The organism is Arthrobacter sp. 10N410 (assembly GCF_056394945.1).
Window position 1 is genome coordinate 819,889 of sequence record NZ_JBFTIP010000001.1, and the last position, 23,514, is coordinate 843,402.

Genomic DNA, 23,514 nt, shown 5'->3' on the forward strand with positions numbered 1-23,514 from the left:
TGCCGCACGCCGAAATAGCCAGTCAGGCCTTGGGGCTGCCGGTGTCGTCCCCGGCTCCGGGCTCACCGCTGGAATCGTCCCCGGTTTCGCCGGTATGGTCTTCGCCCTGCTCCGCCCCTGGTTCAGCCGTGTCGAACCCGCCGCTCAGCAGCTTCTGCAGCGCGTCGTCAACCTCGGTGTCACTGGCCTCGGCCAGCTTGCGGCGTTCGCTGAAGCCCTTCGGATCGTCCAGGTCTCCGGCCGTGGGCAAGAGGTCGGGGTGCTGCCAGATGGCGTCCCGGCCTTCCACGCCGCGTTCTTCCTTCAGCTGGGCCCACAGCGTGGCGGCCTCGCGCAGCCGGCGGGGCCGCAGCTCAAGACCGACCAGCGAGGAGAACGCGTGCTCCGCGGGGCCGCCGGTCGCGCGTCGGCGCCGGACGGTTTCGCGCAGCGCCGCGGCCGAGGGCAGCAGTTTCTCCGTTGCGGCGGCCGTGAGTTCATCCACCCAGCCCTCCACCAGGGCCAGCGCCGTCTCAAGCTTCTCGAGGGCCTGGTCCTGGGCGGGCGTGCGCTGCGGCATGAAGACACCCTGCGAGAGTGCTTCCTGGATGCCCTCCGGGTTGCTGGGGTCCAGCTCGCGGGCGAGTTCCTCGATCTTGGAGGTGTCGATGTGGATGCCGCGGGCGTAGGCCTCGATCGCGCCGAGCAGGTGCCCGCGCAGCCACGGGACCTGCACAAAGAGCCGGGCGTGGGCGGCTTCGCGGACCGCGAGGAAGAGGCGGATGTCGTTTTCCGGCAGGCCGAGGCCCTCGCCGAACTTCGCCACATTGGCCGGCAGCAGCGCCATTTCCAGGTCGGCCAGCGGGACACCGATGTCGGTGGAGCTGACCACCTCGGCGGAGAGCGCGCCGATCGCCTGGCCCAGCTGCATGCCGAAAATGGCCCCGCCCATGTTCTGCAGCATCGAGGAGGCGCCGCCCATCATGGACTTCATTTCCTCGGGCATCTGCTCGGTCATGGCGGAGGAGAGCGCGTTGGCGATGCTGTTCGCGACGGGCTCCGTCAGCCGCTTCCACGTCCCCAGGGTTTCCTCGACCCATTCGGCGCGGGACCAGGCGCGGCCGATCAGCCCGGTGGCGGGAAGCTCGGTGACCTGGTCCAGCCAGAGCTCGGCGAGCCGGAGGGCCTCGTCGACTTCGCGGGACTGCGCGGCGGTCACTGACGGGTCGGAGCCGCTGGCGGCCACCCGGCGGGCGTTCTCGTGCGCCAGCTGCCAGTTCACCGGACCGTCGGAGGACGCGCTCATCATGGCCTGGACCTGCGAAAACATCTGGGCCAGCAGATTGGGGTCGTCGGGCAGCCCGGCGGCCTTGGCGAGCTCTGCCGGATCGATGTCCCCCATGCCTTTGCCGCCCATCAGGTTCTGCAGCATTTCTGCCAGCGGATCCTTGGGTTCGTCGTCCCCGTTGGACGGATTGAGTGGGTTAGAGGTCATGATCCCGCCGATCGTCGGTGTGACTGGTGCTCATCTTCACGCTACCCCTCCGTGTGAGCGGCTGTCTCCCGAAACCCGGCCACGTTCGCTGTCGGCAAAGAGCCCCTGCGGTGCCCGAGCGCGTAGTGTTAGAGGCTGGAATATTTGAAGGCTGCGGAGCCGGTTTCGGCCGCAGCCGCAGCGCCCTGATCCGGGCCCCGCAAGGGCCAAGGCGCCGGCATGGAGAGGTCCTTCATTGACGTTTAACCAGGGCGGGCAGCTGCCGGCCGAACCCGCGCCCCGCGACGGCGGCAGCGGTACCCGCAGCGCCGGCGGCAAACCCAGCCTGTGGTCCCGTTTCGCCGCCAGACGCGGCGCCGCAGGCAGCGGAGGCCGTGCCCCGGGACGGAGGACCCGCGGTGCCAACGGCGGGGGAGCGGACAACCGCTCCTCCACCATGCTCGTCTCCGGCCTGTTGGCGATGGCCCTCGGCCTCGCCGCCATGAGCCTGCCCGTTCCCTATGTGATCGAATCGCCCGGCCCTACGTTCAATACGCTCGGCACGGACAACGGCAAGCCGGTCATCACCGTGGCGGGACACGAGACTTTCCCGGCCAAGGGCAACCTGGACCTCACCACCGTCTACGTCGACGGCGGCCCCAACGGGCCGGTCACGGTCTTCGAAGCCCTGAGCGCGTGGCTGAACGCCGCAAAGGCGGTCTATCCGGAGGAACTGATCTTCCCCAAGGGCGTCACCAAGGAACAGTCGCAGCAGGAAAGCGCGGTCGCCATGACGACCTCGCAGGAGAATGCCGTCGCCGCGGCGCTCAAGGAACTCAGTATCCCGTTCGAGCAGAAGCTGCAGGTTGCCGGGATTCCGGACGACTCGGCGTCGAAGGGCAAGATCCAGGAAGGCGACGTGCTGGTCTCGATCGACGGCAAGCCGATCACCGCGCTCAGCGTTGTCCAGGCGCAGCTCGCAGCGGGGAACGGCAAACCGGTGACGGTCGTCGTCGAGCGCAATGGCAGCCAACTGCCGCTGACGGTCACCCCGAGCAAGTCCCAGACCGGCCGCTACCTCCTCGGCGTCGTGCTGCAGTACAAGTTCAAGTTCCCGTTCAACGTCAAGATCTCGCTGGACAAGGTCGGAGGCCCCAGCGCCGGCATGATGTTCGCCCTCGGCATCGTGGACACTGTGACCCCCGGTGACCTGACCGGCGGCAAGCATGTTGCAGGCACCGGCACCATTACGCCCGACGGCGCCGTGGGGGCCATCGGCGGGATCAGCCAGAAGATGGTCGGGGCCAGGTCCGGCGGCGCCACGATGTTCCTGGCCCCGGCGGCCAACTGCGACGACGTCGTGGGCCACATCCCGGCAGGCCTCCAGGTCGTCAAGGTGGAGAACCTGGCCGACGCGCGCCGCGCCGTCGAGCTCGCCGCTGCCGGCGGCGACACATCGGGGCTTCCGGTCTGCACCAGCAACTAGACTGACCCCGGAACTAAGCTCTGGCGCCACTCGTGGCACTAATGACGGCCGCTGCCGCCCTGCCGGGCCGGCGCCGGCAGTCGCTAGACTGCAGCAACACGATGCACTTAGACAACTAAAAAACCAGCAGCACTGACGACCAGCTATGAGGTACCGAGTTTGTCCCGTCCCAGCACCGTCCCACCCGGAAGGCCACAGCAACGGCGAGGCGCACTGACGCCGACACTGATTGTTGTCGCCCTGATCGTCGTGGGCTTCATTTTCTTCGCCAATGTCTGGACGGACGTCCTCTGGTACCAGCAGTTGGGCTTTTTTGAAGTCTTCCTGACCGAGAACATCGCACGGATCGCCATCTTCCTGGCCGGCTTCGCCGTGATGTTCGCCGCCGTGTTCTTCGCGATCCGGATCGCCTATATCGCCCGGCCGGTCTACGCACCCGACTCGGACGTCCGCGACAACCTCAACCGCTACCAGGCCCAGCTTGAACCGATCCGCCGCGTGGTCATGATCGGCCTGCCGGTGCTGTTCGGCCTCTTCGCCGGCAGCGCGGCCGCCAGCCAATGGCAAAAGGTGATGCTCTTCCTCAACCAGGAGCCCTTCGGCCAGAACGATCCGCAGTTCAACCTGGACATCAGTTTCTACCTCATGACCCTGCCTTTCCTGGGCTTCGTTACCGGTTTCCTGATCAGCGTCGCCGTCGTGGCCGGAGTCGCCGGCATCCTCACGCACTACCTTTACGGCAGCATCCGCCTGATGGAGCGCGGCGTTTTCACCAGCCGCGCCGCCCAGATCCACCTCGCGGTCGCGGGCGCGGCGTTCCTGCTGCTGCTTGGCGTCAACTTCTGGCTTGACCGCTACTCCGCCGTGCTGAACAACGGCGGCCGCTGGGCCGGTGCGCTGTACACCGACGTGAACGCGGTCATCCCCACCAAGGCCATCCTCGCCGTCGCCGCCGCACTCGTGGCCGTCCTCTTCATCGTCGCCGCAGTGATCGGCAAGTGGCGCTTGCCGGTGATCGGCACCGCCATGCTCGTGATCACCTCGATCCTGGCCGGCGGCGTCTACCCCTGGGTGATCCAGCAGTTCCAGGTCCGCCCCTCGGAGCAGACCCTGGAGAATGAGTACATCAAGCGCAACATCACCATGACCCGCGCCGCCTACGGCCTGGATAAGATCCAGGAGAAACGCTACGAGGCCACCACCAAGGCCACCACCGGCGCCCTGGCCCCGGACGCCCAGACCACCGCCAACATCCGCCTGCTGGACCCGAACCTGATCTCGGACGCGTTCTCCCAACTGGAGCAGTACCGGCCGTACTACCAGTTCCCGAGCACCCTGAACGTGGACCGCTACGAGGTGAACGGCAAGATCCAGGACACCGTCATCGCGGTGCGCGAGCTGAACCCGGGCGGCCTGGCCACCAATCAGCAGTCCTGGCTCAACAAGCACGTGGTCTACACCCACGGGTACGGCGTGGTCGCGGCCAAGGGCAACAAGTTCACCGCGGACGGCAAGCCCGAGTTCCTGCAGTCGGGCATCCCGTCCACGGGCGTGCTGGGGACCGACACCAGCTACCAGCCGCGGATCTACTTCGGCGAGAATTCGCCGGACTACTCGATCGTCGGCGCTCCGGCCGGTGCCGCGCACCGCGAGCAGGACCGCCCGGCGGCCAAGGAAGGCGACGCCGGAACGCAGTACACCTTCACCGGCAACGGCGGTCCGAACGTGGGCAGCTTCTTCAACAAGATCCTCTACTCGATCAAGTTCCAGTCCTCGGACCTGCTGCTGTCCGACGGCGTCAACGCCGAGTCACAGATCCTTTACGACCGGAGCCCGAAGGACCGGGTGGAGAAGGTCGCGCCCTACCTGACGGTCGACGGAAACGCCTATCCCGCCGTCGTCGACGGCAGGGTGAAGTGGATTGTGGACGGCTACACCACGAGCCCGTACTTCCCGTACTCGCAGCAGGAGCAGCTCTCGGACGCCACGCGGGACTCGCAGACCTCGGCCGGCCGCACCGCCGCGCTGCCGAGCAACTCCGTCAACTACATCCGAAACTCGGTGAAGGCCACCGTGGACGCCTACGACGGTTCCGTCACGCTCTACGCCTGGGACGACCAGGATCCGGTCCTGAAAGCCTGGCAGAAGGTGTTCCCGACCTCCCTGAAGCCGTACTCGGAGATGTCCGGCGCCCTGATGAGCCACGTCCGCTACCCGGAGGACCTGTTCAAGGTCCAGCGCGAACTCCTGGGCCGGTACCACGTAACGAACCCGGACAGCTTCTTCACCAACAATGATGCCTGGAGCGTCCCGAACGACCCGACCGTCAAGGAAGAAGGGGTCAAACAGCCGCCGTTCTACATGTCGCTGCAGATGCCCGACCAGGACAAGCCTGCCTTCCAGCTGACGTCGTCATTCATCCCGCAGGTAGTCAATGGCAATGCGCGCAACGTGCTTTACGGCTTCCTGGCCGCGGACTCGGATGCCGGCAACCAGAAGGGCGTAAAGGCGGCGAGCTACGGGCAGTTGCGGCTGCTGCAGATTCCGCCGGAAGCCAACGTCCCCGGGCCCGGCCAGGCGCAGAACAAGTTCAACTCCGATCCCACCGTGTCGCAGGCCCTGAACCTGCTGCGACAGGGCGCATCGGCGGTGCTCAACGGCAACCTGCTGACGCTGCCGGTGGGCGGGGGCCTGCTCTACGTGCAGCCGGTGTACCTGAAGTCGACCGGCGAGACCTCCTACCCGACGCTGCAACGGGTCCTGGTCGCATTCGGTGACAAGATCGGCTTCGCGCCGACCCTTGACGAGGCACTGAACCAGCTGTTCGGCGGCCGCTCCGGCGCCACCGCCGGCGACGCCGCCAACAACGGCCAAACTCCGGCTACCCCGGCCCCGGGAGCAACGCCCCCGGCCGCCGGCGGTACGACGGACGCCAAGGCGGAACTGAAAGCGGCCCTCGAAGAGGCCAACGGCGCGATCCAGGCCGGCCAGGCGGCCCTGGCCAAGGGTGACTTCGCGGCCTACGGCGAGCAGCAGAAGAAGCTCTCCGCGGCCCTGCAGCGGGCGATCGACGCAGAGGCCAAGATCACCACGACGACGCCGTCGCCGTCACCGTCGGCCACTCCGTCGCCGAGCGGCAGCGCGTCGCCGTCGTCCACGCCCTCGCCGTCGCCCTCGCCGAGTAAGTAGGCGCCGGCGGCCCGGCAGGCGTTTGTAGGAAGGCCGAAGGCCGGATTCCCCGTTCCGTTCGAGCGGGGGATCCGGCCTTTCGCCTTGGCTTGGACGGGCGAACCGGCAGCTTGCGGGTCCCGTGCGGGCCTCCGGGCAGGGGCCGAGTGACGGATGGGACGCACATCACGCCGCCCCGATTTGGCCTGCCGTTCACCGGCAGGTAAAGTTGATCATGCGACGCGGGGTGGAGCAGTTCGGTAGCTCGCTGGGCTCATAACCCAGAGGTCACAGGTTCAAATCCTGTCCCCGCAACTGAGAAGAAGTCCGGAACACTGGAAAGTGTTCCGGACTTCTTGCTTTAAGTCCTCAGACTGACTCTTTCCTCTGCGCAGCGTCTCGTGATCCATGAGGCGAGCGGTCCGGGCCCGTGGTCGGGGCGGCGGCCAAAGTGCGGTAGTGTTGATCAAGCGACGCGGGGTGGAGCAGTTCGGTAGCTCGCTGGGCTCATAACCCAGAGGTCGCAGGTTCAAATCCTGCCCCCGCAACCAATGGCAGTAATAGCAAAGGCCCGGATCCCAGGATCCGGGCCTTTGTTGTTTCCTAGGCGTCCTTGAGCCGCTGGTAGGTGTCCAGGGCCCGAGCCCGCGACTCGGGCAGACCCACGATCGGGCCCGGGTAGCCGGCCGCGCCGCCGTCGGCCTTCCACGGTTCATGTACCGCCTTGTCGTCGAGGCCGGCAAGCTCCGGAATAAAGGCCCGCAGGTAGCGCCCGGCAGCGTCGAACTTCTTGCTCTGGGTAACCGGGTTGAAGATGCGGAAGTAGGGGGAGGCGTCGGCTCCGGAACCGGCCACCCACTGCCAGTTTGCCGGGTTGCTCGCGGCGTCGGCGTCCACCAGGGTGTCCCAGAACCACGCCTCCCCGAGCCGCCAGTCGGCCAGCAGGTTCTTGACCAGGAACGAGGCCGCTGCCATCCGGACACGGTTGTGCATCCAGCCGGTCTGCCACAGCTGGCGCATGCCGGCGTCCACCAGTGGGTAGCCCGTGCGGCCCTGCTGCCACGCCTGCAGTTCGGCGTCCGACGGCGTCTGCCAGGCGAAGCGGTCAAACTCGGGGCGGTAGTTGCGGGTGGCCAGCTGCGGGTTCTCGTAGAGCAGTTGCCAGCAGAATTCCCGCCAGCCGAGTTCGGAGCGGAAGATCCCGACGTCGGCCGGTGCGCCGCGCGGGTAACGTTCCCGCAGCGCATGCCAGACCCGGAACGGGCTGATCTCGCCGAAACGCAGGTGCGGGGAGAGCCTGCTGGTGCCTTCGACGCCGGGGACGTCCCTGCCGGTGCCGTACTCGACCGCGGGCCCGTCGAGGAAGTCTTCCAGCCTGCTGTGCGCGCCCGCCTCGCCCGGCGTCCATTCCGCGGCGAGCCCGGCGCTCCAGTCCGGGCTGTGGGGGAGCAGGTGCCAGCTTTCCAGAGCGTCGCTCCCCGGCAGTTCACCGGCCTCGGTCTTGGCCGGCTCGGGGAGCCGCTGCGGCGCGTCCAGCGGCAGTCGGGGCTCCGGTGCGTCGAGGCAGGCCTTCCAGAAGGGGGTGAAGACCTTGTACGGGCCGCCGGAACCGGTCCGCACCGTCCACGGCTCGAACATCAGGCTGGCCTGGAAGCTCGTGGCGTTGATCTCCCGCCCCGCCGCCCAGTCCTTGAGGCCGGCATCGATGGTGCGTTCCGGGCCGCCGTAGCGGCGGTTCCAGAGCAGCCGGGTGGCGCCGGTTTCCTCGGCCAGCCCCCGGATGACCTCCTCCGCCGGGCCGCGGCGGAGGAGCAGGCGCGACCCTGCCGCCTCAAGGTCGGCGGCGAGCGACTCGAGCGAGTGGTGCAGCCACCACTTCGCGGCGCCGCCGAGGGGCCGCACGCCCGGCGAAGCTTCGTCGAGCACATAGACAACGGTCAGCGGGTCACCGGACGCCGCAGCTTCCGCAAGGGCGGGGTTGTCGTCGAGGCGGAGGTCATCGCGGAGCCAGACAAGGGTCGAAGACATGGCTCCACGCTACTGGATTGGCGGCCCCCCGACACAGCAAAGGCCGGGCACCCGCAGGTGCCCGGCCCCGCCTCAAGGGTTAGAGCTTGTCGAAGTCGGCTTCCTCAACGGTGGAGCGGGCGGCCGCGCCGTTGCCGGCGCCGAGGGCCGGGGCGGCGCCGCCGGACTTCAGCGCTGCCAGGCGGGCCTCGATCTCGGTCTGCTCGCCGAGGTCCTCCAGGGAGTTGAACTGGGCGTCCAGGCTGGAGGCGGCGAGTTCCTGCTGGCCGCGGACCTTGGCCTCCTCGCGGCGGATCTTTTCCTCGAAGCGGCCCACCTCGGAGGTCGGATCCATGATGTCAATGCTCTTGAGGGCATCGTGCACCTGGGTCTGCGCGGCCGCCGTCTTGGACCGGGCCACCAACTCGTTGCGCTTGCTGGTGAGCTCGTTGAGCTTGCCCTTCATCTGGTCCAGGCCGTGCTTGAGCTTGTCCACGACGTCGGTCTGGGAAGCGATGCTCGGCTCGGCCGACTTCGCCTCGTTCTCCGACGACATCTGGCGCTGCAGGGCCACCTTGGCCAGGTTGTCGAACTTCTCGGCATCCACAATGTCGCCCTTGGCACGGTACTCGTCGGCCTTGCGCGAGGCGGCCAGTGCCTTGTTGCCCCAGTCCTGCGCGTTCTTGATGTCCTCGTTGTAGTCGTCCTGGAGCATGCGCAGGTTGCCGATGGTCTGCGCGACCGCTGATTCGGCCTCGGCGATGTTGTTCGTGTAGTCGCGGACCATCTGGTCCAGCATCTTCTGCGGGTCCTCGGCCTGGTCCAGCAAGGAGTTGATGTTCGCCTTCGCCAGCTGCGCCATGCGGCCGAAAATGGACTGCTTAACCATGGTGTTACCTTTCGTCCTATCCAGTGGTGGCCACTGAATTCGGTGAACAGTGAATGTACCGCTTCTACCCGCCGGCCGGATCGAGTCCGCCGGCGCCTAGTCTGTGACCGGCCGGCTAAAAACTCCCTGAGTCCCCGCCGCCGAAATCGCCGCCGCCGCCAAAGTCGCCGCCGCCCCAACCGCCGCCGGAGTCGCCGCCGCCCCAGCCTCCGCCGCCTCCGCCCCAACCGCCGCCACCGCCGCCGTGCAGGATGGAGTTGATCAGGATGCCACCGAGGATGGCGCCGCCGAGGCCGCCTCCTCCGCCGCCGCCGAACATCCCGCCGCGGCCGTAGCCCTGGTTCGCGTAGCCGCCGAACTGGTCCACATCGGCTTGCGCCAGCTGTGCGGCCTGGGCGGCGAGGGAATGAGCCTGCTGCGCGTACTGCAGGGCGGTGACCGGGTCGGTGCGGGAGATGGACAGGGCGTAGTCGAGGTTGCGCTGCGCCTCGGCGAGCCGGGTGCGCGCCTCGGTGCCCACCCCGCCGCGGCGTGCCGTGATGTAGTCGGAGGTCGCGCTGATCTGCGCCTGGGCGGACATGATGCTCTGCTGCAGCGAGGCCTGCGCCCGGCGGGCCTGCTCCTGCTGGTCCCGGATGCCGGTCAGGGCCGTGTCGAGGGACTGGTGGGCGTTCTCCACGCGCTCCAGCGTGGCGATGGGGTCGATCTTGCCGGCCTGGATTTCGGCTTTGACCTGGGCCAGTGCGGCCTCCACCCCGGCGACCGGTCCGGCCAGTTCCGGGTGGGCGCCGGACTGGATCATGGCCCGCGCCTGGGCGAGGTCCTGCGACGTGTCCACGACGGCAGACTCGAGTCCGCTGCGGGCCTCGTCCAGATTGGCCGCCACCTTGGCGATGGCCCCAAGCAGCACGTTAGTCTGGTGCAGGCTCTCCTCGGCGGCCCGGACCGCGACGGCGGCAAGGCTGCCTTCGCCGGCGCTGAGCTTGTCCTGGGCCGTGGCGGAGGCGTTTTGCACAAATGCCAGACGTTCCTTGGCCTGGCTGATGTTGTCCGCGACCTGCGTCAGGGCGCTCTCCGCATATTTTGCCCGGAGCTCGCCCAGCGACTGCTCAGCGGCGGCAATCTTGGCCTCCGCGTCCTTTGCGCCGGTGCCGACGGCCGCCAGCGCCTGCGGGGCGTTCTTCTCAAGCTCCCGCAGGGAATCGAAGTCCGCCTTCTGCTCCTGGAGGGAGGACAGTGCGGCCTCGGAGCGGCGGATGATTTCGCCCAGCCAGGTCCGCTGCTGCTCTTCGGTGTCCGGAATGTGGTCGTCAAGCTGCTGCTGCAGCTTGAACGACTCGCTCATGTGGGCCTTGGCGTCCTGCAGTGCTTTCGTGAAGTTGCCGACGGCGGCGTCACCGTACTGCGCCTGGGCGAAGCCAAGCTCCTGTTCGCTGGACTTGATGGCGTCGTCCGCTTCGATCAGCAGCGAACCGCTCTTGCGGCGCAACTCCTCGACGCTCAATCCGGCGAGGGGGTCGAGTTCGGCGCCCTGCGGGCCATAAGAGGTGCCGCCTGCCGCGGCGGTCTTTTTCCGTCGGTTGCGCAGGTAAAGATAGGTTCCCACGCCGCCGGCCGCCACGACGCCGACGCCGACCAGGACGCCGTTCCCGGCGCCCGCAGAGGGGACCGAGCCGCTGCCGCCGCCGGCGGCGTCACCGACTGCCGCGGCGGTGTCAATCGCGGCCTGCGCAAAGTCGCGCTTTCCGCCGGCCAGGTTCGCGACGATCGCGTTCTGGCTGATGGTGCTGGTCTTCGAGTAGATGGCGCTGGCCGAGTTGGGCGAGAAGTAGTACTTGCCGTCGTCGGACATGGCCAGGATGACGTCGGCCCGGCCCATGCCCTTCTTGGTGGCCACGGCCTGTGACCATGACTTGGGGTCGGCCGGGTTCTCGAAGGTCTTTACGGTGACCACGTAAAGGTTGTACTTGTGGTCCTTCAGGAGCTTCTGGATCGCGTCCTGGACCTCGCCCTTGCGGCTGCCGAGCACGTTGCCGCTGTCGACGATGTTCTGCCCGGAAGGAATGGTCACCGGATCTTCGGCGAGGGCAGGAGCGGCGGGGAGCGCCAGCAGTCCGGCCACGCCGAGAACGGCGAGGAATCGTTTCATCATTGACCGCATGTGCAACCCTTCAGCACTTCTGTGACCGGATCGAGCCGAGCCGGTCGTCTCAGAACGCAGCAGCGCCCCCACGCAGGTGTAAAGCCGCAGGTCGCTGTGGCAATTCCATTTGATTCTATGGTGCACCCCAAAGGCCGTCCACCGCCGGGAATATGCCACCAGCGAAACGCGCTGAAGCTGGCGGGACGGGAGGACCCAGCCCCGCCCCGGCGCACGTCGGCATTCAGGAACCTCCCAGCAAATGTTCGCTTATGTTCCAGTCTGGACCGCCATAATTGACTGCAGACGAGGATGAAAGGAAGTCCCATGACTGAGAACCCAATGCAGGGCGCGTCACCGGATCCATCGACCCCGAACGGGGAGCCGCTTGAGCCGGGGGAGGCCGCTGCCGGGGCTTCGCACAGCACAGCGGCGGAGGACTCAGCCCGGGAAAACCCGACCATGAGGCTTGACCAACCGGCGGATGGCTCCCCGCGCCCGGTGTATCCGGAGCGTCCCCCGGCCTATGCCCAGCACTCGGGTCCCGAGACGCAGCAGTTTGGCGCGCCCTCGCACGAACAGCCCGCGCCCTACGGCCAGGGAGCCAGCCCCTATGGCGCCTACGGCAACCAGCCGCCTGCCGGACAGGCTCCCCACAACAATGCGTTTAACCACCCGGCCAACGCGCCGAAGCGCAAGGCCGCCTTCGGCGTTCCCACCCTCATTGCCAGCATCCTGGCCGCCGGTCTGGTGGGCGGCGGAGTCGTGGCCGGCAGCAACGCCCTGATCGGGAACCGGCCCCTGTCTTCCACGGGCAGCACCAGCCAGTCCGGCACCGTGATCGTGAACAACAAGGACGACGTCAACGCGATCACCGCCGCAGCGATGAAGGCCTCGCCCAGCGTCGTGACCATCAAGGCCTCGAGCGGAAGCGACGGAGGCACGGGGTCCGGCATCATCCTCGACGGCGATGGCCACGTCCTCACCAACACCCACGTCGTCACGCTGGACGGCAAGACCGCCAACGCCGCCGTGGAGGTCCGCACGAGCGACGGCAAAGTCTTCAGCGCGAAGATCGTCGGCACCGACCCGCTCTCGGACCTCGCCGTGATCAAGATCGACAAGCCGGCCGGGCTGGTTCCGGCAACCCTTGGCGACTCGGACAAACTCAACGTCGGTGACACCGCCGTCGCGATCGGCTCCCCGCTGGGCCTGACCGGAACCGTCACGGACGGCATCGTCTCCACACTCAACCGCACCATCAGCGTGGCCTCCTCGGCCGCCCCCAAGGGCGGCGCCGACAATTCCCAGGGCGGCGACCAAGGCTTCCAGTTCGCCCCTCCCGGTGGCGGCCAGGCGCCGAGCACTGCCGATCAGGGCAGCATCTCGATCAACGTCATCCAGACCGACGCGGCCATCAACCCGGGTAACTCCGGCGGCGCGCTGGTGAACAGCAAGGGTGAAATCATCGGCGTCAACGTGGCCATCGCCTCCGCCGGCGGGGACGCCAGTGGCAGCACGAGCAGCGGCAACATCGGCGTCGGCTTCAGCATCCCGATCAACCACGCTAAGCGCGTGGCCCAGGAGATCATCAGCACCGGCAAGGCCACCCACGGCCAGCTTGGAGTGAGCGTGAAGTCCAAGGCGGCCGGCACCTCGTCCTCCGGCTTCTCGGTCGGCGCCGACGTGGCCACGGTCGAACCGGGCTCGGCCGCCGACAAGGCCGGCATCAAGGTGGGCGACGTCATCACGAAGTTCCAGGACCGGACCATCAGCGATCCGAACCAGCTGACAGCCGCCGTGCGCGAGCAGGCCGCCGGCGCGACGGTCAAGGTCACCGTCCTCCGGGGCGGCCAGGAACAGCAGCTCGATGTGACCCTTGGTGCGGCCGCCGACCAGTAGCCAGCACCAGTAGCGAACAGCAGTACGACGAGAGGGTCCCGGAGCCGCAACGCCCGGCCCGTGACGCCGGCCGGCACCTTGGGGTGCCGGCCGGCGCTGCTTTTCCCGGCTCCCTTTTCCGGCACGCTAACGACCACTATTGCCCCTTTCCGGGGCGCCCTGACACAGGCGTTAACCGAGGCCCCGCCAGGCCCGCGCTATATGGTTAGCTAGGAGCAACCCGGCACCCCGGGCGCTCCCTGGCCACGTCCCCACCCGGCTGGCTGCCCACCCGCATGGAAGGCTGCTGTAAACACAGTGGAAGAGACTTTGAAGATCATCGTGCTGGTCAAGCACGTACCGGACGCGCAGTTCGACCGCCACCTTGGCGGCGGGGACAACACCACGGACCGGTCCGAAAGCATCCTGTCGGAGCTCGACGAATACGCCCTGGAAGCCGCGCTGCAGCTGATCGAGGCCCGCGGTGGCGAAGCGGCCGGCAACAAGGTCATCGCCCTGAGCATGGGCCCGGCCGGCGCCGTCAATGCCGTCAAGAAGTCGCTGCAGATCGGCGCCACCGAAGGCGTCCACCTCAGCGACGATGCGCTCGCCGGCTCGGACGCGGCAGCCACCTCGCTGGCGCTGGCCGCGGCGATCCGGCACCTCGGCGCCGACGCGCCGGCGGATCTCATCTTGACCGGCATGGCGTCCACCGACGGCGAGACCTCGCTGGTCCCGGCCCAGCTCGCCGAGCGCCTCGGCCTGCCGCAGGTGACCTTCGCATCCTCGCTGGAACTCGACGGCGGCAAGCTCACGGCCCGCCGCGACGGTGACTCGCACGCGGACACCGTCGAGGCCACCCTGCCGGCCCTCGTTTCGGTCACGGACCAGATCAACGACCCCCGCTACCCGAATTTCAAGGGCATCATGGCGGCGAAGAAGAAGACCATCGCCACCCTGACGCTGGCGGACATCGGCGTTGAACCCGGCCAGGTGGGGCTCGCGGGCTCCTGGACCGCCGTCGAGACCGCCGAAGCGCGCCCGCCGCGGACGGCCGGCACCATCATCACCGACGAAGGCGACGCCGGCCTCAGGCTGGTCGAGTTCCTGGCCGCCCAGAAGCTGCTCTAAGGGGAAATCCAGACATGGCAAAAGTACTTGTATTCATCGATACCCCGGGCCAGGCGCTGAAGAAGTCCAGCCTGGAGCTGCTCACCATCGCGCGCTCGCTGGGTGAGGCCGCGGTGGCGTTCAACGGCGAACTGCACGACGACGTCGCCGCCGAGCTGGCAGCCTACGGAGCGGGGGAACTCTACGTCCCCGCGGCAGCCGACCTCAACGACTACCTCGTCGGCCCCAAGGCGGCGTTCCTCGCGGCCGTGGCCGGAACCTCCGGGGCCACCGTGGTGCTGGCCGAGAACTCGGCCGAGGGCAAGGAGGTCGCGGCGCGGCTGGGGATCAAACTCGGCGCCGGTGTGATCACCGACGTCGTCGCGGTCGACCCGGACGGGACCGCGCACAAGTCGGTGCTCGCCGGCTCGTACACCACCACGGCCAGGGCCACCACCCCGGTGGCCGTGCTGACCGTCAAGGCCAACAGCGTCGCCCCGGAGCCGGCCGCCACGGCCACCGCCCCGCAGCCTGTCACGGTCGACCTGCCGGCGGACGCCATAGCCGGCGCGGCCCGGGTGACCGCCCGGACCGAGAAGGCCGCCAGCGGCCGCCCCGACCTCTCCGAGGCCCGGATCGTCGTGGCCGGCGGCCGGGGAGTGGACGGAAACTTCGGACCGCTTGAGGACCTCGCCGACGCCCTGGGCGCGGCCATCGGCGCGTCCCGCGCCGCCACGGACGCCGGCTGGATCGGCCACGACGCGCAGATCGGCCAGACCGGCAAGACCGTCTCCCCGCAGCTCTACATCTCTGCCGGCATTTCCGGCGCCATCCAGCAGAAGGCCGGCATGCAGACCGCCAAGGTGATCGTGGCGGTGAACAAGGACGCCGAATCCCCGGTCTTCGAGATCGCCGACTTCGGCATCGTCGGCGACCTCTTCCAGGTGCTGCCGCAGGCCACCGAAGAAATCAAGAAGCGCAAAGGCTGACCATTGAGCACCAACGCCCCCGCGGCACAGAGCCCGTTCGATCTGAACCACACCCGGATCGAGCGGGTGCTTTGTTTCACCGCCCACCCGGACGACATCGACTTCGGCGCCGCCGGCACCATCGCCGCGTGGACCGCCGCCGGAGTCCAGGTCAGCTACTGCATCATGACGGACGGGGACGCCGGCGGCTTCGACCCGGCGAAGCGCGACGAAATCGTCCGGCTGCGGACGGAGGAACAGCAGCGCGCCGCCGCGCTCGTCGGCGTGAGGGATATCCACTACCTCCACCAGCTGGACGGCTACCTTGAGCCCTCGCACGAGGTCATCCGCGAGGTGGTGCGCCTGATCCGCCGGCTCCGTCCCGACGTCGTGCTCGCCATGCATCCGGAACGGAACTGGAACCGGATCCAGAAGAGCCACCCGGACCACCTGGCGGTGGGGGAGGCGGTGACCAGGGCTGTGTACCCGGCGCTGGAGAACCCCTTCGCGTACCCGGAACTGGCCGCGGCCGGGCTGGAGGCCTACAAGCTGCCCTGGCTGTGGCTCTTCGCCGGACCGGAGGAGCGGGAGAACCACTTTGTGGATGTCACCGGGAACGTCGAGGAAAAGCTGGCGGCCATCCACATCCACGCCAGCCAGCACCCCGACGTTGACGCCATGGAACGCACCGTCCGCGGCCTCATGCTCGCCACCGGGGAACGCGGCGGCCTCGCTCCGGGCCGGAGCGCCGAGGCGTTCCACGTCGTCGCGGTCAACGGCCCGGGAACCATCGCCGGCTTCTAGTGTTGCCCGAGCGTGACCGCTGCCATATGCTTGCCATTGTTTAAATCATATTTATTGATGGAAGGCAGACTTTAATGGCGAAGACTGCGCAGCACCCCGTCCTGGTCATCATGGGCGTCTCAGGCTCGGGCAAATCCACCGTGGCCGGCCTGCTGGCCGGGCGGCTGGGTTGGGACCTCGCGGAAGGCGACGACCTGCATCCGGCGTCCAACGTGGCCAAGATGCACGCCGGCCAGCCGCTGACGGACGAAGACCGCTGGCCCTGGCTGGACACTATCGCCGCCTGGATCCGGGAGCACACCGCCGCCGGGACCCCCGGCGTCGTAACCTGCTCGGCCCTGAAGAAGCGGTACCGCGACGTCCTGCGCGGGGAAGGCGTGGTTTTTGTCTTCCTTGAAGGCAGTAAGGACCGGATCTCGGACCGCCTCGCCTCCCGGCACGGCCACTTCATGCCACCGGCGCTGCTGGAATCCCAGTTCGACGCGCTGGAAGCCCCCACCGAGGACGAAAACTTCATCACCCTCTCCGTAGGGGCAACCCCCGCGGACGAAGCCCAGGAAATCATCGACCGGCTCCACCTCAACGGCGCCGACGCCGCCGCGCGCTAACCGCGCGCCGGTCACCACCCCCTTATTCCAGCTAGGAAAACGTTTTGAATTCTCTTACAGCAATGCAGCTTCCCGCTGCCCTCGAGGCCTGGACCGGCCACGACACCCAGCTCCTGGTGGTCGCCGGCCTCGGCATCGCACTGATCGTGGTGCTGATCGCCAAGTTTAAGCTCCACCCCTTCCTCGCGCTTGTGCTGGGCTCGGCCTTTGTCGGACTGGCCTCGGGCGTGGAACTGCCCAAGATCATCAGCAACTTCGAGGACGGCGTGGGCGGCGTCTTGAAGGAGGTCGGCCTGCTGATCGCCCTCGGCGCCATGCTGGGCAAGCTCCTGGCGGACTCCGGGGGAGCCAACCGCGTGGTGGACACGCTGCTCGCCAAGGCGGGCGGTAACCGGGTGGTCTGGTCCATCACGCTTGTCGCGGTGATCATCGGCCTGCCGATGTTCTTCGAAATCGGCCTCGTGCTGCTGCTGCCGGTGATTGTCCTGGTCACGCAGCGCTCCAAAATGCCGCTGATGCGCATCGCCATCCCGGCGCTGGCCGGATTGTCGGTGCTGCACGGCCTCGTGCCGCCGCACCCGGGTCCGCTGATCGCGATCAGCGCCGTCAAGGCCGAGCTGGGCACCACGCTCGCGCTCGGACTCCTGGTCGCCGTCCCCACCGTCATCATCTGCGGGCCGTTGTTTTCCCGGCTCGCCGCCAAATGGGTGCCGGTGGGCGCCCCCGCCGTCGCGGGCGGCATCGACACCGAGCACGGCGCCGATCTCGAAGGCGTCAAGCGCCAGCCCAGCTTCCCGGTCACGCTGATGACCATCATCTTCCCGGTGGTCCTCATGCTGCTCAAGGCCGTCGTGGACATCATCTGGCCCGACGCCGCCTCGGCGCCGTGGATCCGGGTCTTCTTCGATTTCGTGGGTCAGCCGCTCGTTGCGATGACCCTGGCGGTCCTGCTCGCCATCGGCACCTTCGGCTACGCCGTCGGCTTCACCGGCAACAAGATCACCACCAAGATCGGCGCGAGTCTCGGCCCGATTGCCGCGATCCTGCTGATCGTGGGCGCCGGCGGCGGCTTCAAGCAGACCTTGATCGGCGCCGGCGTCGGCGACGCCGTCAAGAAATGGGCCGAGGGCGCCAACATGTCCGTGCTGGTCCTCGGCTTCCTCGTGGCCGTGGCGCTGCGCCTCGCCACCGGCTCCGCGACCGTGGCCACCGTGACCGCGGCGGGCATCGTGGCACCGCTGGCCAGTTCGCTTTCCCCGACCCACGCCGCCCTGCTGGCCCTTGCGATCGGCGCCGGCTCGCTCTTCCTCTCCCACGTCAACGACGCCGGCTTCTGGCTGGTGAAGGAACTCTTCGGCCTCAGCGTCGGACAGACGTTCAAGACCTGGTCCGTGATGGAGACGCTGATCTCCGTGGTGGGCTTTGCCTTCGTGATGCTGCTCTCGCTGGTCATTTAGCGGGCGGCACAACAAAAGCCGCGCAGGCCCCGGGCAATCGGGTCCTGCGCGGCTTTGTCGTTGTCAGATACTAAGCGTCAGCTACTAAGCGCCCAGCGGCGCGGAGGCCACGGTCGGCATGGTGGGCGTCTTAGAGCCGCCCGCCGGCTCCACCGTGATGCCCAGGGCCGCGGCGGAGCCGATGCCCGTGACGACAGCAGGCTTTGACAGCGCCTCCGCGTCCATCAGGCCCTTGGAGACCGGAGCCGAGCCGTCCTTCGGGATCAGCCACATCTGGTAGACCTTGCCCGTCGGTGGAGCGGGAACGCCGTTCATCTTTACTACCGCGGCGTCCTTCGAGGACGAGAGCGTGAGCGAGGCCGTGCCGCCGCCGATCACGTCGATCGTCGCCTTGCGCACGTCGCTGGCCTGAAGCACCTGGTTCAGCGGGTCGTTCTGGTTGGCGACATACGCGCCCACCCCGACTCCGCCTACCGCGATGGCGGCAGCAGCGGCGACGCCGATCAGCCAGTTGCGCATGCCCTGGGGCCGGCGCCGTTCGTCACGGCGCTGGCGGGCGGCGCTGAGTTCGTCGGTGACCGGAAGCCCCGGGTGTTCGCGGACCGGACGGGCCACCACCGGGGGAGCGGCAGGGCCAGGCCGTGCCTCGGCACCCGGCTCGGCGGCCTGCGCCGGCAGGGCCGCGACAATGCGGTCGAACAGGCCGGCCGGCGGCTCCTCCTCCGCGCTAAAGCTCATCGTCAGCGTCTCTCGGGCCTGCCGGACACGCTCCTCGAACTCGGCGCGTTCCGCCGGCGGGGCCTCCGTGAGGTAGCGGTCGACGGCGGTGCGTTCGGCGTCGTCGAGGGCGTGCAGCGCGTAAACCTCGGCGAGGTCGACGGCGCGGCCGGAGCTGAGGTCGCTGGCGATGTCGGCGGAAAAGCTGCCGGGCGTGCGGCCGCTGTTCTGAGGATTCATGTCATTCATCTCAACTCACCCCCAAACAGGTCTTCAGTCGGATCAGTCCGTCGCGGATGCGGGACTTAATGGTGGGAACGGCCGCGTTGAGCTTCTCGGCGACTTCCCGGTAGGTGAGCCCGCCGTAATAGGCGAGCCGGACGGATTCCTGCTGTGTGTCCGTCAGCGTGTCCAGGCAGCGGACCACCGCTTCGGCCTCGAGCTTGCTGCCGACCGCATCGGAAACGGAGTCGTGGTCGATCTCCTGGCTGCTGGCGCCGTACTTGGCCTCACGGTCGGTGGAGGACTGCGAGGACCGGACCTTGTCCACGGCCCGGCGGTGGGAGATGGTCATCAGCCACGCGAGCGGGCTGCCGGCGTCGGCGTTGAACTTGGCGGCGTTCTGCCAGACCTGGAGGAACACCTCCTGCGTGGTGTCCTCGCTGAGCTCCGTGTCAATCAGGACCCGGCGCGCCATGCCGAAAACGCGGCGCGACGTGAGCTGATAGAACTCGGCGAAGGCGGCCTGGTCACCGTTGGCGATCTGTCCGAGCAGGGCTCCCAGCCGGCGGTTAACGTCGGCTGAGGCGCTGGGGGGAGCGGCGGCCTCGGGATTCGGGGCATTCGGAGTTTCCATCACCCTCAAGCATAAGGTGCCAGCCTCCGGTCCGGGGCCAGAACGGACTTCGACCGTGCCGTGGTTGCCCGCAGCCCAACGGGCCGGGCGTCTATCCGCCTGCATTATTGTCACCTGCCGCTCCTCGCTCCCTTCAACGCTCGCCTGGATGGTCTCTCACAAACGATTCGGCGCGGCGGGAGAAACGGATGGGCGGACTTCAGGGAAATTTGCGCCAGCGGCCTGATCCGGATCCAGCGCCGCAAGCCCCAGGTACTACAGCTCGGCGCCCGCGAAGCCCTGCTGGCGCCAGGCCTCGTAGACAGCAATCGACGCCGCGTTGGCCAGGTTCAGCGAACGCAGCGCCGGCAGCATAGGCAACCGGACGCGGGACGTCACATGCGGGTCGTGCTTGAGTGCCTCGGAAAGGCCCACGGATTCCCGGCCGAACATCAGCACGTCGCCGGGACGGTAGCTGATGTCCGTGTAGGAGGTTTCGCCGTCGGAAGTGAAGGCGAAGACCCGCTCCGGCTGCAGCGCTTCCCAGGCCGCGTCGATGTCCGGGTGGACGGTGACGACGGCGAGGTCGTGGTAGTCCAGGCCGGCGCGGCGGAGCTTGGCGTCGGAGAAGTCAAAGCCCAGCGGCTCCACGAGGTGGAGTTCGGCGCCCGTGATGGCGGCCAGCCGGATGGCATTGCCGGTATTGCCGGGGATTTCGGGGCTGTGGAAGAGGATGCGGAACACGCTCCCATCCTAGCGAGCCGGCTGGCCGCTAATGCATTCCGCGCAGCAGCCTGGCCAGCACCGGTACGTTGACGGTGTTCGGGGCGGGCCCGGAACTGAGGAACTGCTTGAGGCCGCGGGCCAGCCCGGCGGCGTTGACCACCTGGACGAGCTCTTGGCTGTCGCCGCGGTCGCGGGAGCGGCCGTGCCGGTCGATCACCGGTTCGTGCAGGTTGCCGTCGGTGCTGTGGACGACGGTCCAGCCGGTGACGTTCAGCTCCGGGAAGATGTCCTGCATCCGGCGCACCACATGGGCCAGCTGCGGCGGGGCGATGGATCGGCCGCCGTGGTTCAGGGTGCTGCCGTTCCAGGCGTAGGCTCCCGGCGGCAGGAGCATGGAACCGATGATGGCCAGCCGGTAGCCGGAGACCAGCACATGGTCGATGTGGCTGTTGTCCGCGGGGGACTGCAGACCATTGATCAGCCGGGCGGCCGGGATGGCAGGCAGGATCTGCCGGGTGATCAGCTGCACCGTCCGCATTTCGCGCTGGATGCGCGCCTCAGCGCCGAAAATGCCCCGCCGGCGGGGCATGCCGTGGACCTGCTGCCCGGCCACCGACGCCGGGATCAGCGGCACCTCACCGGCCGCCGCCACCTCTTCGAAGGAGGGAACGTAGACCGGGGGATCGGCGGCGGTGTTGCGCGGCGTGTTCGGACGGCGGACATGCGCGGACGCCCGGCTGCCGGCTGCCGGCGCGTCGAAGTGCGCACCTTCTTCGGCCGGGGCCGTGCGGCTGGAGAAGGCGGTCCCGCTGCCGTAGGAACGGTCGTAGTCGGCACGGCGCTTGGCATCGATGAGGGTCTCATAGGCCAGGGTCACCCGGCGGAAGGTGGCGGCGTCGCCTCCGTGGTCGGGGTGGGCCGTGCGGGCAGCCTTGCGGTAGGCCACCTTGATGTCCTTGTCCGTCGCCGTGACGGGGATCCTGAGGACCTGGTAATGCGAGCTGTTGCCCTGCGTCAAGCACGATTCCTTTGCGTCAGTGGAGCCGGTCCGGTCGGGGACCTCCGGCGTGGACAGTTTAACCGGCTGGGGGAATAACGAGCGTGTGGCCGTGGATGGTTCCCGGCGGCTGGCATAATTCAGCGCATGAAGATTGCCCTCGCCGTCAACCCGCGCGCCTCCTTTGGCCGCGGGCGGCATGCCGGCCGGGAAGCGGCCGAGTGCCTCAGCGCGGCCGGGGTCCAGGTCCAGCTGCTGTGCGAGGACAGCTACCAGCATTTGTCCCAGGCCGTGGACAAGGTGCTCGCCGACGGGGTGGACGCGCTGGTTGTGGCGGGCGGCGACGGCATGGTCCACCTGGGTGTCAACGCGCTCGCCGGGTCGGGTGCCCCGTTCGGCGGGACTCCGCTGGGCATCATTCCGAGCGGAACCGGAAATGACATGGCACGCGCGCTCGGCCTGCCGCGGCACGACATCCCGGCGGCCGCCGCACGGGTGCTGGCTGCCCTGCCGTCGGGCGGCCGCCTGATCGACGCCGGCCGGGTGAGCTCCGGCGGCCGGACGCACTGGTTTGCCGGGGTGGTGTCCGCAGGCTTTGACGCCGCGGTCAACGAGCGCGCCAACGCGTGGCGCCGACCGCGCGGCCGGGCCCGGTACAACCTGGCCATGCTGCGCGAACTGGCCACCTTTCGCGCCATCGAGTACACCGTGACGGCCGACGGCGAACGCTGGCAGCAGGGTGCCATGCTGATCTCGGTGGCCAACGGACAGTCGATCGGCGGCGGCATGAAGGTCGTGCCCGACGCCGTCCTCGACGACGGCTATCTGGACCTGTTCATCGTCCGGCCGTTGTCCCGCGCCGCTTTCCTGGCGGTGTTCCCCAAGGTGTTTTCCGGCAAGCACGTGGGCCACCCGGCCGTGGAGATCCGCCGGGTCCGGCGGGTTGAACTTGAGGCCGACGGCGTCGTCGCGTACGCGGACGGCGAGCGGGTCGGACCGCTGCCACTGACCATCGACGTTGTGCCCGGTGCGCTCCGGGTCCTGGCGTAGGCAGGGTGACGGACATGGCGGGCCAGGGCACGGCACGGTTCGGCGGCGCACTGCTGGCACTGCTGCCCCTGCTGGCAGGCTGCAGTGTGGGGGTTCCGGATCCCTCGGCGGCCAAACCGGTGAGCAGCGCTGCCACCGTCGCCACCCCGACCGTGACGCCGGGGTACGACGCCGAAGCGGTCGCTGCGCGCAGCCTGCCTTTCGGAGCGGGGGACCGCCTCGCTGCCGGCGTACCGGTCCGACTCTCCGACGGGCTGAGCGACGCCCCCGCCTGGAAGGCCGGCAAACAGGATGTGGCCGGCGCCAGCGAGTACCGGAAGGCCGACGGCTGCCTGGTCTCCGCCAGGGTCCGGGTGAACCAGTGGCCGCTCGTCGTCGCCGGCGACGACAAGGCGTCCACGGAGGCCCTCTTCCACTACCTGGACCCCAGCATCCTGCCGTCCTACCTCAAGACGGCAGTCCTGCGCTGGGGCGGCGAACCGGACAAGCCGGGCCCGCGGGTCGAGGTGCTGGTGCTCGAGGGCGGTAAGAAGGCCGGGAGCCGGGCGAGCGCCAGCTACGCCCGGCTCTTTGCCAAGGCCGGCTCATCCGTCTATGTCTCCGTGTCCTGCCCGGACGACGCGGCGCTCGCGGCCGCGCGGGCCGACATCGCCGCCCGGTTGGCCGTGCTGCCGCCGTCGTCCTGACCCGCCCGAAGCGGACAGGCCGGCGGCGGCAGGGGGCCGGCTAGTGGAGCTTCGCCGGAGAGAGCCGGTTCAGCGCCAGGGCCCCGACCAGCAGTCCGAAGTCGCGCAGCGCCACGTCGAAGTAGCTGCCAAGGACCAGCAGGTTGACGATGATGCCGAGCAGCCACACGGCGACCAGCAGGGATCCGAAGCGCGGGCGGACGGCCACGGCGATGCCGGCGATGATCTCGACGACGCCGACGACGTACATAAAACTCTGTGCCGACACCGGGACCACCGAGGTGGCCACCGGGGCGAGATACATCGTCCAGTCGGTCAGCAGGTTGGTGAACTTGTCCAGGCCGAAAATGATCGGCGCGACGGTGAAGACCGTGCGCAGCAACAGGAAGGCCTGCCGCTGGGAACCGGCTGCGACCGTCGGGGCCGGGGCCGCAAGTGCTGTTGAAGATTTCATCTTCTGCTCCTTCTAAAATTGGGTAACTTGATTTTAGAATGACTGCAGGGGTTAAGCAATGGATCTTGTTTTTAGAGT

General features: G+C 68.3%; 19 protein-coding genes and 2 tRNA genes. 12 read left to right on the forward strand and 9 right to left on the reverse strand.

Annotated elements, in window-relative coordinates:
- Nucleotides 1-22 precede the first annotated feature (22 nt).
- Complete coding sequence (locus AC1DB8_RS03910) at nucleotides 23-1,474, reverse strand: zinc-dependent metalloprotease (protein ID WP_441417223.1); 1,452 nt, start codon at nucleotides 1,472-1,474, stop codon at nucleotides 23-25.
- 235 nt (nucleotides 1,475-1,709) lie between these two features.
- Here AC1DB8_RS03910 and AC1DB8_RS03915 point away from each other — a divergent pair, with 235 nt between their 5' ends.
- The 4 genes from AC1DB8_RS03915 (at nucleotide 1,710) to AC1DB8_RS03930 (ending at nucleotide 6,658) form a co-directional block, all read left to right on the forward strand.
- Nucleotides 1,710-2,939, forward strand: coding sequence for a YlbL family protein (locus AC1DB8_RS03915; RefSeq protein WP_476892218.1), 1,230 nt, complete (start codon nucleotides 1,710-1,712; stop codon nucleotides 2,937-2,939).
- A gap of 159 nt (nucleotides 2,940-3,098) precedes the next feature.
- On the forward strand, nucleotides 3,099-6,128 hold the full coding sequence (locus AC1DB8_RS03920) for a UPF0182 family membrane protein (protein ID WP_476892219.1): 3,030 nt from the start codon (nucleotides 3,099-3,101) through the stop codon (nucleotides 6,126-6,128).
- Nucleotides 6,129-6,348: 220 nt separating this feature from the next.
- Nucleotides 6,349-6,422, forward strand: a tRNA-Met gene (locus tag AC1DB8_RS03925).
- 159 nt (nucleotides 6,423-6,581) lie between these two features.
- Nucleotides 6,582-6,658, forward strand: a tRNA-Met gene (locus AC1DB8_RS03930).
- Between the two features lie 52 nt (nucleotides 6,659-6,710).
- Here AC1DB8_RS03930 and AC1DB8_RS03935 read toward each other — a convergent pair.
- From AC1DB8_RS03935 to AC1DB8_RS03945, 3 genes are all read right to left on the reverse strand, one after another.
- On the reverse strand, nucleotides 6,711-8,135 hold the full coding sequence (locus AC1DB8_RS03935) for a cryptochrome/photolyase family protein (RefSeq protein WP_476892220.1): 1,425 nt from the start codon (nucleotides 8,133-8,135) through the stop codon (nucleotides 6,711-6,713).
- A 79-nt stretch (nucleotides 8,136-8,214) separates the two neighbouring features.
- The gene (locus tag AC1DB8_RS03940) at nucleotides 8,215-9,003 is read right to left on the reverse strand and encodes a PspA/IM30 family protein (protein ID WP_476892221.1); all 789 of its coding nucleotides are present in this window, start codon (nucleotides 9,001-9,003) and stop codon (nucleotides 8,215-8,217) included.
- Nucleotides 9,004-9,118: 115 nt separating this feature from the next.
- Nucleotides 9,119-11,164, reverse strand: a complete 2,046-nt coding sequence (locus tag AC1DB8_RS03945) for a TPM domain-containing protein (protein ID WP_476892222.1) — start codon at nucleotides 11,162-11,164, stop codon at nucleotides 9,119-9,121.
- A gap of 306 nt (nucleotides 11,165-11,470) precedes the next feature.
- Between AC1DB8_RS03945 and AC1DB8_RS03950 the strand changes: the two genes are divergently transcribed.
- The 6 genes from AC1DB8_RS03950 to AC1DB8_RS03975 all read left to right on the forward strand — a co-directional run bounded on the left by AC1DB8_RS03950 (nucleotide 11,471) and on the right by AC1DB8_RS03975 (nucleotide 17,971).
- On the forward strand, nucleotides 11,471-13,045 hold the full coding sequence (locus AC1DB8_RS03950) for a S1C family serine protease (protein WP_476892223.1): 1,575 nt from the start codon (nucleotides 11,471-11,473) through the stop codon (nucleotides 13,043-13,045).
- A 309-nt stretch (nucleotides 13,046-13,354) separates the two neighbouring features.
- Nucleotides 13,355-14,155 (forward strand): electron transfer flavoprotein subunit beta/FixA family protein, encoded by an 801-nt coding sequence (locus tag AC1DB8_RS03955; RefSeq protein WP_476892300.1) that lies wholly within the window; start codon nucleotides 13,355-13,357, stop codon nucleotides 14,153-14,155.
- A 14-nt stretch (nucleotides 14,156-14,169) separates the two neighbouring features.
- Nucleotides 14,170-15,123 (forward strand): electron transfer flavoprotein subunit alpha/FixB family protein, encoded by a 954-nt coding sequence (locus tag AC1DB8_RS03960; protein WP_476892224.1) that lies wholly within the window; start codon nucleotides 14,170-14,172, stop codon nucleotides 15,121-15,123.
- A 3-nt stretch (nucleotides 15,124-15,126) separates the two neighbouring features.
- A complete protein-coding gene (locus AC1DB8_RS03965) occupies nucleotides 15,127-15,906 on the forward strand; it encodes a PIG-L deacetylase family protein (protein ID WP_476892225.1) in 780 nt (259 codons plus the stop codon).
- A gap of 74 nt (nucleotides 15,907-15,980) precedes the next feature.
- A complete protein-coding gene (locus AC1DB8_RS03970; protein WP_441417233.1) occupies nucleotides 15,981-16,514 on the forward strand; it encodes a gluconokinase in 534 nt (177 codons plus the stop codon).
- Nucleotides 16,515-16,576: 62 nt separating this feature from the next.
- Nucleotides 16,577-17,971: a GntT/GntP/DsdX family permease gene (locus AC1DB8_RS03975; protein WP_441417848.1), complete on the forward strand. Its 1,395-nt coding sequence runs from the start codon at nucleotides 16,577-16,579 to the stop codon at nucleotides 17,969-17,971.
- 84 nt (nucleotides 17,972-18,055) lie between these two features.
- On the opposite strand, the gene AC1DB8_RS03980 is transcribed toward AC1DB8_RS03975, so the two are convergent.
- The 4 genes from AC1DB8_RS03980 to AC1DB8_RS03995 form a co-directional block, all read right to left on the reverse strand.
- Complete coding sequence (locus tag AC1DB8_RS03980; RefSeq protein WP_441417234.1) at nucleotides 18,056-18,928, reverse strand: anti-sigma factor; 873 nt, start codon at nucleotides 18,926-18,928, stop codon at nucleotides 18,056-18,058.
- Between the two features lie 10 nt (nucleotides 18,929-18,938).
- The gene (sigK, locus tag AC1DB8_RS03985; protein WP_441417235.1) at nucleotides 18,939-19,544 is read right to left on the reverse strand and encodes an ECF RNA polymerase sigma factor SigK; all 606 of its coding nucleotides are present in this window, start codon (nucleotides 19,542-19,544) and stop codon (nucleotides 18,939-18,941) included.
- Between the two features lie 255 nt (nucleotides 19,545-19,799).
- Nucleotides 19,800-20,267: a tRNA (cytidine(34)-2'-O)-methyltransferase gene (locus AC1DB8_RS03990; protein WP_476892226.1), complete on the reverse strand. Its 468-nt coding sequence runs from the start codon at nucleotides 20,265-20,267 to the stop codon at nucleotides 19,800-19,802.
- 28 nt (nucleotides 20,268-20,295) lie between these two features.
- Complete coding sequence (locus AC1DB8_RS03995) at nucleotides 20,296-21,267, reverse strand: J domain-containing protein (protein ID WP_476892227.1); 972 nt, start codon at nucleotides 21,265-21,267, stop codon at nucleotides 20,296-20,298.
- Between the two features lie 126 nt (nucleotides 21,268-21,393).
- Between AC1DB8_RS03995 and AC1DB8_RS04000 the strand changes: the two genes are divergently transcribed.
- Both AC1DB8_RS04000 and AC1DB8_RS04005 read left to right on the forward strand, forming a co-directional pair.
- Nucleotides 21,394-22,296 (forward strand): diacylglycerol/lipid kinase family protein, encoded by a 903-nt coding sequence (locus AC1DB8_RS04000; RefSeq protein WP_476892228.1) that lies wholly within the window; start codon nucleotides 21,394-21,396, stop codon nucleotides 22,294-22,296.
- Between the two features lie 14 nt (nucleotides 22,297-22,310).
- Complete coding sequence (locus AC1DB8_RS04005; protein ID WP_476892301.1) at nucleotides 22,311-22,982, forward strand: hypothetical protein; 672 nt, start codon at nucleotides 22,311-22,313, stop codon at nucleotides 22,980-22,982.
- Between the two features lie 40 nt (nucleotides 22,983-23,022).
- Here AC1DB8_RS04005 and AC1DB8_RS04010 read toward each other — a convergent pair whose 3' ends face one another.
- Complete coding sequence (locus AC1DB8_RS04010; RefSeq protein WP_476892229.1) at nucleotides 23,023-23,436, reverse strand: hypothetical protein; 414 nt, start codon at nucleotides 23,434-23,436, stop codon at nucleotides 23,023-23,025.
- Nucleotides 23,437-23,514: the final 78 nt, after the last annotated feature.